We start from the raw sequence: 14,162 nt of genomic DNA on the forward strand, positions 1-14,162 counted from the left end.
ATTAACAATCGGTTTTTCAGTTAAATTTTGATGTTATTTTATGCCCCATTTATTGGCGAGCATCTTTATAAAATAACCACCAACTACACTTCTTGCTTGGAAACCGACTTGCTTGCCATTTGTAGTTTCGTGCCAATCGCTCAATGGAACTTTACTTGGCGTCTCCGTTGCATATTTATACACTGGCGTTATAAATTTCTCAAAATCGGCTTTGTTATCGGCCAAAGTAGCTGTCCACATAATCCAATCAGACTTGGTGTAGGTTTTTCTACTGTCTAAAGGCAAGCCAAATTCATTTTGTTTGGTTAGGTAAAAGTCTATTTCTTTTTTATACACCTCTTTTGGAAAAAGGTCTAACTGTAACAACTTATCCCATACCAAATTATATTTTTGGCTCCAAGTATTTTTATCACTAAAAGTTAGGGCAAAATGATCCCCATCATTGGCCATTACCTGCCACTTTTTCGCCATATCTTCTGCTGCATCGCGATATTTTTTTGCCACATCATTGTAGCCAAGCTTTTTCGCCATTTGTGCATAGCCGCCCAAGGCAACAATAGCCTTTACAGACAAGTTTGCATTGCGCGCCAAATGGCCCGCAAAATCATCGGTAGAAAGTTGGTTTGTAGGGTCGAAGCCTTCTCTAAGCAAATAATCTGCCCAAACCGATAGCTCTTTCCAATGTTTCTTTGCGCAGTTGGCATTTCCTTCTGCTTTGGCAATTGCTGTGGTTAAAATTACCATGTTTCCAGCTTCTTCTACTGGCATATCTTCGCCGTAAGTTTGGCCATTAGCAACAGGGTATGTTCCTAAATCGTGCGCGGGGTAAGGCTTTGCCCATATTCCGCTTTCAGAATAATAAAAAATCCCGTTCATCATTCCCTTTAACAATTGTGGATTGTACAACAAAAACTCTGGTGCAGAAGGGTAAGTTATATCAACCGTGTTGATAGAACCATTACTGAAATTTTCTTTTGATAAGAATAATAAATCACCGTTAGGGGCATACACAATTGTATGAGCTGCGATGCTTTGTCGGTATGCCATTTCGCAAAGTTTTGCATAATCTTCGCCACCTGCTTTTACTGCATCTGCGTAAAGCTTTTTATCAAATTGTTGACACAGATAGGTAACAGGTTTATAATCTGTTTCGGCCTGTACCAATTGATCTACAAAATTATTGGAACCCGTTTTTTTCCATGCCGGCAATAAATCTTTAAAGAAATAGGTAACAGATTTCACATCATCATATCCTACCAACACATGTTTTTGAACAAGGTTTTCGGTAATTTTACCGTAGTTGATAATCGTTCCCAAATCTACACTCAATTTGTTCGACACTTCGTTTTTAGAAGTGTATTTGGAATTTTGAAATGCTTCTAGGTTGTCTGTTTGGTTGCCAATAATTTGGGTAGCTTTATATGAATTTGGAGCAGCAACATACAGGTAGCCCCAATCTATACGCACATCATCGCCACGTTTTTTAAGTACTGGCTGTGTTACTGTTCCGGCTTTTAATATCGAAAGCCCTTTGCTTTCACTTTTCCAAGCATCTACGGGTTGGTTTGGGGTATTTACTGCAAGATCTGACGAGGCACCGAAATAGATTTCTACATTGTGTACCTTCTTATCATTGCTTTTAACGCCGTAAGTAATGTAACTTACTGGTCTAGCCGTTAATTTTATGTCGTTTAATAATAATGGAGATGTAAAACTTGCTTCTAAATCTACCGGGCCACAAGCAAAAGTGTATTTGGTTGTGGTTGCTTTTAAGCTTACGTTGGTTTGTTTGGCTGGCAACATTTTTAAACTACTAGGCAAATCTTCTACAATGCCCGCATCTAAAAACCGACCGCCAGCTGTATTTTTTACGTGAATCGCCATCACATTTTTTCCGGTTGTAAGCACGCCATCGGGAATTGGGATATAAATAAATTGGTTTACAAATCCTTCTTTCTTAAAAATCTCCTTCCCATTCAAATAAACCACCACATTATCATCGTGGTTTAGCATAAGGAATTTTTTCCCCGGGTTGATCTTTGATAAATCAAAGCTTCTTCTATAGTATAGGTCATCAGTTTTCCACTTGGTGGTTGCTTCTTTATTATCGCCAAAAGGCGCTTTACCTTGTTTCCAATTGCCATCTGAAAAATTATTTTCATACCAATTATCCGCTGGCTTATCAAAAGTGTACTGCGCTTGATAGTTGCTTTGAGTTGATGCAGGCAATAGGGTATTGCGTTTCTTGGTTTGTTCGCCCAGAAAACGATAGAGCACGCCATCTACCTTTACCACACCTATAAGCGATTGATTTTTACCTGTCCAGTGTTTTGTAACAGATTGATTTAAACCATCGCCAAAAGACCATACGCTAAAATAGGCGTCATGCGTAATTAATGGATAAGCTGGTGCATTGTCTTGAGCATTTGCGGCGGTACAGAAAAGTGCGCACAGCAAAAAAAGGTAAATGTTTTTTATGATCATATTTGGTTTTCTTACACGGTTAAATAAGCACATGGTTTTTATGTTACTATCAGCAGAAGCTAAATTTCGTAACCATATTTACAACGAAAGCGCTAATACTTAACCAAAAGCTTGGCTAAGGTAAGTAAAACGATTTACTCAAAAAACATTTTGTGATGAAATTTTTAGAAAATTTATTACAGTATGACGACACCTTTATTAAAATGTTGCTTTTCTACAAAAAAAGGTCGTAGAGAGAATTTAATTTTTAGGCAAAAAAAGGGGGCGCCATACTTGGCGCCCCCTTTTGAAATAGATTTCTCTAATAACCTGGGTTTTGGGTTAAATTAGGATTGTTCTTAATTTCTGGTGTTGGTATTGGAAACAATAAGTTTTTGGATTGTAAAGGTTGGTTTACGCTTTTATTAACGTGCCCCACAAAATCGTCAAATCCTTTGGTTGTTTCGTTAAACACCTTACGCAAGCGAATCATATCGAACCATGTGATGCCTTCGTAACACAACTCATACCAACGTTGTCTCCAAACTTCAGTTTCGAAAGCCGTTTGAGATAAAGCACCTATCGGAGCTAATTGCGCCCTAGATCTAATGGCATTTACGGCAGCAATTGCGCTAGCGTTTGGACCTCCATCAGCTCTATTTTCTGCTTCTGCATACATTAACAACACGTCTGCATATCTAATTTGTGGAATGTTCAAATCGCTCCGACTTGTTCCTTGCACCCCAAGTTTTCCATTTGCAACCAAATCAAAATATTTAAACACATAGGGCTTACCTCTATTTACAAGCGGTAGTTTATAACCATCGGTGTAATAATCGGTAAAGAAAAAGCCTTCCCTATTTTTTGCCCTCAAATCGCCAAGCGCATACGACCCGTAAAAAGCAGCTGTTGGAATAGAAGTGCCAATTCCGTCTATCTTAGAAACCAATGGCTGGTGCAATGGAAGGTACATAGATTGCAATGGATTGCCAGCTCCAGCTGCGTCATTGTATTGAATTTGGAAAATGTTTTCTAATTTATTACCGTTTGCTGCATTATGAAGATCATCATAACTAGGGAACAAATTCAATGAACCTGGATTAGCTGTAGAATAATCAATCACTTCCTTTGCCTTATCTGCAGCAAGTTTATAATATGCTGCACCTTTGTTAAGAGGTTGGCCCGCCATAGTCAAATACACTTTTGCCAGCTCAGATTTTGCTGCCATCGTTGAAACCCTACCACTGGCATCCATAGCAGGCAAGCCTGCTGCTTCTGCAGTTTTAAGATCTTCAACAATTTGGTTGTAAACCATTTCTTGTGCTACTCTTGGGGGCGAAAAAGCAGGGTCGCTGGGGCCGTTTATTGGCTTTAGTATCAACGGAACATCTCCCCAAAGCCTCACTAAGTAAAAATACGACCATGCCCTTAAAAAAGAGGCTTCGCCCAATATTCTTTTCTTTTGAGCAGCATCCATTGGGTTAATACCCGGAACTTTATCTAACACCAAATTTGCCTGTGCAATAACTTTATACCAGCCATTCCAGTTTTGGTTAACGTGTAAGTTACTTCCGTCATAAATAAGCGAATAAAGGTTATTTAAATCAGAGTTTTGCGCGGTTTCGGTAGATTGAATGCCCGTTGGAGCATCTAACATTTGCCAGTTATTCGAAAATATACCTGCACCGTTACCTATAAATCTAATTTCTGAATAGACCGCGGCTATACCAGCTTCTGCATGCTCTGGAAGAGTATAAAAACTAGTTGGTGATAGATTTGATGGATCTGTTTCATCCAAAAATTTCTTACATCCCGAATTGCTTGTTATTGCTCCTCCAAGAAGCAGTAAAACAGCAACACTTTTTATATTTATTTTCATGATAATGTCTTTAAATTTGATCAAAGTTTACAATCCAACATTTAAGCCAACCATAAAAGTGGTAGGTTTTGGATAATCAAAAAATGTTTGTCCTTGCGCAAATGAGTTTCCGTAGGTACTCACTTCTGGATCGTTTCCTGTGTATTTGGTTGCCAAAAAGAAGTTTTGCACAGAAGCATACACGCGAAGTCTGCTAAGACGTAATTTCTCTACCAAAGAGGAATTAAAGGTGTAGCCCAACAATAAATTCTTGCCTCTAATAAATGAACCGTCTTCTAACCAATGGGTATCTACATTGGTTACATATCCAGCTGCCTGATCTCTAATGGCTGCAATCGGAGTATTCTGGTTTTGAGGGGTCCAAGCATTTAGCACGCTGCTAAAGCTGTTCGATTGAACTTGTCTATCTTCACCCGAGTGATGGGTCATGTTCAACACATCATTTCCATAAGAATACTGTAACTCGACAATTAGATCCAAATTTTTATACTGGAATGAGTTAGAAAAAGAACCCCATCCTTTTGGACTTCCTTGACCGATAATTTGCCTATCAGCATCTGTAATTGCTTTATCGCCGTTTACATCTAGGTATTTTATATCTCCTGGCAACAATGGCTTGCCTCCACGATAGCTTACAAACTGTGCAGCTTCTGCGCGTTCAGCCTCGCTCCAAGTTCCCAAACGAACTAGACCCCAGAAAGACCCAACAGGTTCTCCAACTCTAATAATACCAGTTTGGTTTGTGAAATTTGGATTACCTACACCGAAAATATCATCGGGTGTTGCAAGAGAAAGCACTTTATTCCTATTTAAAGAGATGTTGAATGTAGTTTTCCAAGTAAAATCATCTGTACGAACGTTTACGCTATTTACACCAAGATCCAAACCCTTATTTTCCATAGACCCAATGTTTTTTCTGATTACCGCATAGCCAGTTGTTCTTGGTACAGGTGCATCTAGCAACATATTTGTGGTTTTCCTGTAGTAAATATCCGCCTCTAAATTTAACCTATTGTTAAATAGACCCAACTCTAAACCGCCATCGTATTGAGCTGTTTTTTCCCATACCAAATCACGGTTTGGCAATCTGTTTATTCCAATACCTGTTACTTTGTTATCGTTAATTACAGCAAAGTTGTTTCCTAAAGTTGCCAGAGATTGATAGGCAGGGAGCTCAGAGTTGCCACTTAAACCATAACTGGTTCGCAATTTTAAGTTAGAAATGGTCTTGTTACCTTTAAGAAAATCTTCATCAGACACTTTCCAAGCCAAGGCAGCAGAAGGGAAGAATGCAAATTTATTGTTCTCTCCGAATTTAGATGAACCATCTGCCCTACCTGTAATAGTTGCATAGTATTTGTTTTTGAAATTATAATTAACTCTACCAAAATAAGAGTTAAAGGCAAACCCGTTTCGGTTAGAGCCTACAGAAATAGCCTTGCTCCCTGAACCGAGGTTATTACTTTCGAAAAAATCGGTTACGAAGTTTTCTGAGTGTGCGCTAGAACTTACATAGTTGTTTCCCTGCCACGATACACCAAGTACAGCATTAATGGAATGTACTTCTGCAAAAACCTTGTTGTATGTTAAATAATTTTCGAACGACCAATAAGTTTCTCTGCTGTTGCCAATGTTAGACGTACCATTTTGTCCATAAGAAATTCCATAAAGCAATTTGGAATTGTATTCACTTACATCTCTGCTTACTATATTGGCGCCCAACTGCGAGCGCAATTGTAAGTCTTTAGTAAAGTTGATGTTAGAATAAACACTTCCCAAAGAAGTTTGGGTAAGTATGCCATATTTTTGGTCAGTTAAAATGTGTACCGGGTTGGAACCACCCTCTGCCCAAGGGATGAGTTTGTTATCTCCCCAAGTTCCATCCGCCAACTTAACTGGCAAAAATGGAAAGGCTTCTGTAATCATCCTTACTGAATTTAAACCGCCAGTACCTTCATCTACTATGTTTTCTTCTTGGTTGTTATAACTTAAATTACCACCAACCGAAAGCCAATCTTTAACTTTGCTATCAAAATTAAATCTAGTTGAGTAGCGCTTTAAAAAAGAGTTCTTTAATAAACCTTCATCATCACGATAGCCAGCAAAAACCGCATAAGTATTTTTGTCGCTACCACCGGTAAAACCTAGTTGGTGATTTTGAGACAGCTTATTCTGGGTAGACTCCTTTAACCAATCTGTATCATATAAAGGATCCCCATTGCTGTTAAAAAACTGTGGCAAAGATGCTCTTAACGTTTTTGGTATTGGGGTAGAGGCGTAATTTCCTGCTGCCCACCCTACCGGATCGTAAACTTTTATATTCTCATAAGCCAAATCCTGCACCTTTACATACTCTGCAGAATTAAGCATTTCTACATGTTGTGGGCCGAGGGTATTTACACCAAAATCAGCGTCATAAGTAACTCTATGTGTATTTGCAACACCTTTTTTTGTAGTGATTAAAATTACACCATTTGCGCCACGAGCACCATAAATAGCCGTCGACGAGGCATCCTTTAATACCTCTACCGAAGCAATATCGCTTGGATTGATGTAATCTATAGCGTTACTGTTTTGGCTTTGTGTACTTACAGGCAAGGCAACTCCATCTACCACATAAAGCGGGTTGTTACTTGTGTTTATAGAGCTGAATCCCCTAATTCTAATGTTGGTTTGTCCGCCTGGTCTACCAGAGTTTGTATTTACCTGAACCCCAGAAATTCTACCGGCCAATGCCTGGTTAAGTGAAGGTGCAGGTCTTTCTTGTAACTCACTAGCTTTTACTACCCCAACAGAACCGGTAAGGTCTGATTTTTTTACCGTTCCGTAGCCTACTACAACAACCTCATCTAAATTGTTACTGGTAGATACGGCAAGTTTAACCGAAAAGGTTGATTGATCGCCGACCTTAACGGTTTGGGCAGTATAGCCGACATAAGTAAATCGTAGCACATCGCCATTGTTGGCTTCGATTGAAAATTTACCGTTAGCGTCGGTTACTGTGGACTTGCCAGATGTTTCATTTTTGATTCCGGCCCCGGGTATGGATTGGCCTTTCTCATCTAGAACAGTTCCGGTAATCGCTTTTCGCGCAGAGATTTGCTTGGAGGGCAAACTCTTTTTCAATAATGGGAATGTGGAATCCCAATGGTAATTCATTGAAAACGCGGGGCTACTTAGCAATGCAATTGCAGCTACGCCCGAGATTTTAAGTAAATTAACTCTCATTTGCAGTTTAGGTTAGAATTATGATTAGATATTTATACTATTTATTTTCAAAATCCCATAAATGGGAATAAAAGCTCTAAACAATAGTTTTATTTACGCCATTGCGTATCACGAAGTAATAAAAGCAGGGAAACAATCATTAAACCTTAACGGTTAATTGAATAATTTGGTCAGCATTTAAAGATCACCGTTTGCCCTTATCATTAAAACGATTTACTGCCACAATGATAGAGATATTACCGGATTATTCCTAAAACGATTGTTGCAACATTCTTGTTACATAATAAAAAATTAATTTGGGCTCCTGAGAATGAGCGTAGCAGGAAAAATTATGTTTTCTTTTTTAGGCTTTACTTTAGAGGAGAGCTCTTTTAGGATTAGGTTTATAATGGACTCCGCAATTTCCTCAATAGGCTGTTGAACGGTCGAAATTTCTGGCGAGTGAAGCTCGAAAGCAACGTGGTCATCATATCCTATTACCGTAAAATCGCTATTTACTGTCCGTTTTATATTTTTTATTGCCCTTAACCCACTTAAAGTAAGATAGTTGGTTGAAAATAATACCGCATCTATTTCCCTAGACAGCAGCAGGTTTTCGATTGAACTAATGGTCTGCAATTCTGTTTGTTTAAAAGGTATTTTTAAAACTAAGTTCTCATCGTAAGAGAGTCCTCCATCAGAAATTGCAGCTTCATACCCATTGTGCCGTTCCATAATCTGATCCACCTTTACGTCTGTTGTAATAAGTGCTATTTTCCTTTTACCGTCTTTAATAAATGCTTCAACAGCATCGTAACATGCTTTAAAATGATCTACACCTACGTAATTTGTTTGTATGGCAGGTAGGTTTCTGTCAAAGAAAATAACTGGCTTATTATCGTTGAGCAACATTTCTATTTCCTTCTCTATACCATTAATTGGGGAAATTATATAGGCATCTAAATTTCTAGATTTAAATAAGTGAATGAGGTCTTTTGCTTTTTCTGCGTTGTTTTCTGTACTCGAATAAATAATTTTATATCCTTTAGAGTAAGCCTTGTCTTCAATCTTTCTAGCCACCTTTGCAAAAAAAGAGTTAGAAATGTCTTCTACAAGTAAACCGATGGTATAACTATTGCCTGTTCTTAAACTTCTTGCTGTTTGGTTCGGCTTGTATCCATTCTCTGCAATTATTTTCTCAACTTTCTTTATTACGCCATCGCTTATTGATTTTTCTTTGGCCTTGCCGTTAATAATAAAGGATACAGTGGTAATTGAGACATTTGCAAGCGCAGCAATGTCTTTAATAGATAGCGTTTTCATCAGTTTTCTGTCAGTTAGAACGTTAATTTAGAGCAATTTTATATCGCAAAAATTTTGCTAATATAGCTCAAATTACATAAAGGTTTTAGTAAATCGGGCAAAGTAGCCGAGAAGGGCAATTTAAGCGAAAAAAATGTTGCGAAGTAAATTTTTACACGTAATTGATTTTATTTTCTTTCTACCGGCTGCAGTTTGTGCTCTTTGTAATTCGAAAAGGAGATTAATCTGGAATGTGTTCGCCTATTTTTTTTGTGAAAATTACCTCATTATCAAAATATTTTAAACAAAAAAAGGGCGCCAAATTGGCGCCCCTATATGAAAAACAGTTTCTAATACCCAGGGTTTTGGGTTAGGCTGTTATTTAAATCTATCTGTCTTTGTGGAATTGGATAAAGTGCTTTATTAGGTGTCGATGGCTTATGGTCCCACCAACTTCCGGTGGTAAATTTCCCAAACCGAATTAAATCATCTCTTCGCAACCCCTCAAATATAAACTCTCTACCTCTTTCTGCCAGTAGCTCATCCATAGTTAAGGTGGCCGTTGTATATGCTTTCGCAGGCCAATCTGCGGCCGAGTAGGCGCGTTTTTTGCAATCGTTTATAAGTTGAACTGCTTCGGCATTTGCTACATTTCCGTTTTTTCGCATAATGGCTTCTGCCTTCGCAAAATAAATCATGGTTAACCTGTAGATGTTCCAATCTGTATTGTTATAGTTTGGATCTATAGCGGGTACACCGCCTGGTCCAGCGACTTGGTTTCCCAACTTATATTTGTTAAACCTTACGCCAGAATTCTCCTCTCCCTCACTCATATTGCTCACGGTAGAACCCGCCTTGTTCTTCTGAATGTTATCAACAAAGACAATAGGCAAACCGTTGTACTCCTCAGAACCAAGAACAGGCTTGGTTGGATCTGTAAACTGAAACATAGGCCCTTGCAATAACCATTCTTTCTTTCTTAGATCTGTGTTTTCGTAGGTGGTAAAAACTCCGGGAACCACTACTATTCCATCATTTCCATTTCTGCCACCACCGTAAATCTGCTGTTGTTTAAAGTAGTAGAACTCTCCTGGCCACGCAGGCTCAAAGCCAGCGATGGTATAATTATAGGCGATTGAAAATATGGCTTCCTTCGACAGCTCGTTAGTGGTTTTGAACTGGTCTGTTATGTTTGGATCTAAAGCCATGGTACCGTTTTGCGCACCGCCATCTCCTGCAATAAGTTTATTTGCAGCAGCAATACAGTCATCCCAACGCGGCGTACCTGTCCAAACTTCTGCATTTAAATACAATTCTACAAGCATTGCATAGCCCGTTGCCTGCGTCATACGGCCAGTCATGGCCGAAGATAACTTTGGCGCCTTATCGATATTCGATTTGATTTCTGATTCAATAAAATCAAAAACCTCCTTGCGAGATTTTGTCTCTGGTTTTGCTGGAATTCCAACTTGGGTAACTATCGGAATATTTCCAAACAAATCCATCAACTTAAGGTAATGAAATGCTCTTAATAACTTTAGTTCTGCCAGGTACGAGTCCTTTTCTGTTTGGGTAATCCCCATTTTCCCAATGTCGCGCTTTTCTATATTTTCAATTGGATCATTACATAAACCCATTCCCCAATACATTAAAGACCATGCATTATTTATCCCAGCTTCATCTGTTGTCCAAGTGTGGTAGTGTAACCTTTTCCATTTACCACCATCTTCTCCATGGCGGCCTTTTGTTGGCCAGGCCAGTTGATCTCCAGAAAGCTCGGCTAAACGCCACCAGCCATCCTGTCCAGATGGTGTAACCCATGCATTGGCGTGTGTGTAAGGTCTTAGCACTGCTGATAAAACCTCTGTTTTATTGTTGTAAAAATCATCTGTAAGCAACTGATCATAAGCATGCTCATCTAATTTGGTACACCCGTTTGCAAAAATTAAAAGCACTGCAAATAGGCAATATATTATCGATTTGTTTTTCATCTTTAGTTATTTTTAAAACCCAACATTTAATCCGAATAAAAATGAACGTGTGCTTGGATATGCACCGCTGTTATCCACGCTAGGACCTAAGCCTGTATCCGATATAAAATCTGGGTCGCTACCTGTGTAACCTGTAATGGTTGCCAAGTTTTGCCCAGTTAAATAAACCCTCATATTTCTGATCGACTTTGTCTTAAATTTGAAGTTGTAGCCGATGGTAACCTCATCTAATTTCAGGTAGCTACCGCTCTCCAGGTAATAATCAGAATACTGGTAGGTATCGTTAATTTGGCTATACTTACCAAATGTGCTTTGCAGCAAGTTACCGGACCAAGTTTTATTTGCATAAGAAAGTGCATTTCTATTTAAGATATCATAATCGAATTTACCCCTCAAGAAAATACGTAAATCGAACTGCTTGTATCTAAAATCATTTGTTAATGAAGCATAGTATTTAGGAATGGCATTTCCAAGTTTTTGCAAATCTGTTATAGATTTGTCTTTGGAAGTATTAATCTTTTCGTTCGTTACGGCCTCGCCATTTCTATTGTAAAAAAGCCATTTGCCTTCTGGTGTAAAGCCCGCAAACTTCTTGCCCCAAAATTCGCCAAGTGCACCTCCCTCGTAGGTAGTAATTGCGTCGCCCAATGCCCCTGCACCATCAATTGCGCCAAACGTTTTATATAAAACTTTAAATTGATTGTTTGAATAGGAATCTAATTTATTACTTAGCGTACTTGCTGTAGCGTCTATATTCCAGGCAAAATCTTCGCTATTAAATGCGGCATAACCTAATGAAAGTTCGATACCTTTTGAAGAAATTGTACCCACGTTGGCATAAATTGTACTTTGCACAAATGGTGGCTGTGGAGACGTATAGGTATCTAACAAGTCTTTGGTTGTACGTTTAAATAAGTCTAACTGGCCAGTTAACTTGTTACCAAGCAAACTAAAATCAACACCTATATTCGTTTCCCTTTTAGTTTCCCATTTTAGGTCTGGGTTAGGATTTCTGTTGGGGCCATAGGTTTCTAAATATTGTCCGTCTGGGTACCTGTATTTCCCGCCGCCGCCTAAGGTAACCCTCGAAGCGTTATTTTCAAAACCACTATTACCAGTTTCTCCATAACCAACTCTTAATTTAAGACTATTTACCCAAGTAATGTCTTTCATGAAGTTTTCTTGCGAGATGTTCCATGCGCCAGATATGGCAGGGAAGTTGCCCCACTTGTTGTTGGCACCGAAACGAGAAGAACCTTCTCTACGTAAAGTAGCGGCAATAATATATTTGCCGTCGTAGCTGTAGTTAAGCCTTCCAAAAAACGCAATTAAAGTGTTGTCATTTTTGTTGCTTCCAATTCCTGCTTTGCCAATTCCTAAAGCAGAACCTTGGCCTAAATTGTCTTCGTGAAATAAATCATTAATAAAACCACGATTGTTTGCAGACAGCCCCTCACTTATGCCATAGCGGTAACTATAACCCAATAATGCGTTAATGGTGTGTTTTGAAGCTATTGTTTTTTTGTATTGCAAGGTGGGTTCAAACGCAAAATCTTGGTCTAAATAATCAGATTTTTCAGCATAGCCACCCCCTGGAAAATCTGTGTTTTCTAAAGAATTTTCGCTCAGCTGGTCTCTGTACGCACCATTTATGCCGTTGTCTCTGGTTACAGACCCAAAAACAGATGCCTTTAAGCCGTCGATAATATCCAAGTCTGCCTTCAGATCTGCCGAGCTTGTTTGCTGCTTTCTGTAGGAAGTCTCTTGAAACAAACGGGCATATTCGTTGGTACTTGTTAAATCGAACCGATAGGTTCCATCAGGGTTATAGTTAGAAAGCGTTGGGTTTTTTGTTTGCTCACTTTCCCAACCGCCTCCACCTAGCAAGTTGGCTTTGTTAAAGTTTGTTGCTAAGTTGGCCTGTATTTTTAATCGGTCATTCAGCCCAGTCTGGTTGATGTTAAACCGCAAACTGTACTCTTCGCGCCCATTCTCTTTAGCTATTCCCTGTAGGTCTCGATAGTTGAAACTTGCCCTGTAGCTGGTTTTATCTGTACCACCGCTCATATTTAAATTATGATTGGTAGAAACGTTGTCATGGTTTATCAATTGGTCCACAAAATCTGTCTGACCACCAAAATCTTTCTGTTTAATATCGCCCGAAGCTACCCTTGCTTTGAACTCCTCAGGCGTCAAGAAATCGAGCCATTTGTTATAGCTTTCTTTTCTTACATAGGCAGAGTAATTAAATTGTGGCGGCCCTGCCTTACCCTTTTTAGTGGTTATTAAAATTACTCCTGCATTGGCACTAGACCCATAAATTGCAGCTGCAGAACCGTCTTTCAATACATCGATTGATGCAATGTCATCTTGTTGAAGCAAATCTGGGTTTCCACCAGGAATACCATCAATTACAAATAACGGAGACGAACTCCCAGTTACGGTTGTTACGCCACGAAGCTGTACGTTTACGCCACTATTGGGGTTGGAACCACTTGCACGTGTTAGAGTTAAACCCGCTACCTTACCCTGAATTAAATCTAACGCATTTCTTGAGCCACTCTCTCTAAAATCGTCAGAGCCTACGTGCGCCACGGCAGATGAAACCTCTTTTTGAGCTAAGGTTCCGTATCCAATAGCCACAACATCAACATCTTTCAAATTGTTATCTGATGAGCTTGCTAGGGTTACGTCGATTTTCGTTGATGAGGTTACAGCCACTTTCTTCATCACATAGCCAACATAAGAAAAGCTAAGTGTATCGCCAACTTCGGCTTGTATAGAAAACTTACCGTTAACATCGGTAATAGCTATTTTTTCTGAACGCGCATTTTTTACGGTTACGCCAGGTAACGACTCTTTTTTCTCATCAAAAACAGTTCCAGTAATCACATTTTGTGTCTGAGATTTTTGCCGTAGCACATTTCTGTTGGAGCCTCTTTGACTTTCCTTCCAGTAAGGAGTAATAGAAAACGAAGGACTGCTGAGCAATAGAATTGCTGCAGACACCACCGTTAGTTTTGGTAAATTAATTTTCATAAGCAGATTTTTTTAAAAAAATTTATGTTTTGGTAATGTGAAATTCTTAATTAAGCCTAATTCTGAGATAAGAAGATTTTATAAAATAAAGTGAGAAAGCCATAGGTGGCGAACAAACATAAACTTAAAAATGAATAACATGGCGTCACTATTTCGCCATAGAAATTAAATATCAAAATTACATTTGCCCAATGTACGGCAAAGACAAACATTTGAGAGAAGAAGATTAGACGAAAGTATCATTACTAAATGGGCTAGGGTAAATCGATTTATCTCTGCAA

The 14,162-nt window shown here is 38.9% G+C and carries 6 protein-coding genes; all 6 read right to left on the bottom strand.

The features are described from left to right. Window positions 1–33 precede the first annotated feature (33 nt). The 6 genes from ABIB40_RS10740 to ABIB40_RS10765 all read right to left on the bottom strand — a co-directional run bounded on the left by ABIB40_RS10740 (window position 34) and on the right by ABIB40_RS10765 (window position 13,881). Window positions 34–2,484: a glutaminase family protein gene (locus ABIB40_RS10740; RefSeq protein WP_354358858.1), complete on the bottom strand. Its 2,451-nt coding sequence runs from the start codon at window positions 2,482–2,484 to the stop codon at window positions 34–36. A 301-nt stretch (window positions 2,485–2,785) separates the two neighbouring features. Continuing rightward, complete coding sequence (locus ABIB40_RS10745; protein ID WP_354358860.1) at window positions 2,786–4,342, bottom strand: RagB/SusD family nutrient uptake outer membrane protein; 1,557 nt, start codon at window positions 4,340–4,342, stop codon at window positions 2,786–2,788. Window positions 4,343–4,369: 27 nt separating this feature from the next. After that, window positions 4,370–7,570: a SusC/RagA family TonB-linked outer membrane protein gene (locus ABIB40_RS10750; RefSeq protein WP_354358862.1), complete on the bottom strand. Its 3,201-nt coding sequence runs from the start codon at window positions 7,568–7,570 to the stop codon at window positions 4,370–4,372. A gap of 291 nt (window positions 7,571–7,861) precedes the next feature. Continuing rightward, window positions 7,862–8,872: a LacI family DNA-binding transcriptional regulator gene (locus tag ABIB40_RS10755; protein ID WP_354358864.1), complete on the bottom strand. Its 1,011-nt coding sequence runs from the start codon at window positions 8,870–8,872 to the stop codon at window positions 7,862–7,864. Between the two features lie 329 nt (window positions 8,873–9,201). Beyond that, complete coding sequence (locus ABIB40_RS10760) at window positions 9,202–10,842, bottom strand: RagB/SusD family nutrient uptake outer membrane protein (RefSeq protein WP_354358866.1); 1,641 nt, start codon at window positions 10,840–10,842, stop codon at window positions 9,202–9,204. Window positions 10,843–10,854: 12 nt separating this feature from the next. Next, entirely contained in the window at window positions 10,855–13,881 is a 3,027-nt protein-coding gene (locus ABIB40_RS10765) for a SusC/RagA family TonB-linked outer membrane protein (RefSeq protein WP_354358868.1), read from the bottom strand. Window positions 13,882–14,162: the final 281 nt, after the last annotated feature.

Source organism: Pedobacter sp. UYP30 (assembly GCF_040547165.1).
Lineage (GTDB): Bacteria > Bacteroidota > Bacteroidia > Sphingobacteriales > Sphingobacteriaceae > Pedobacter.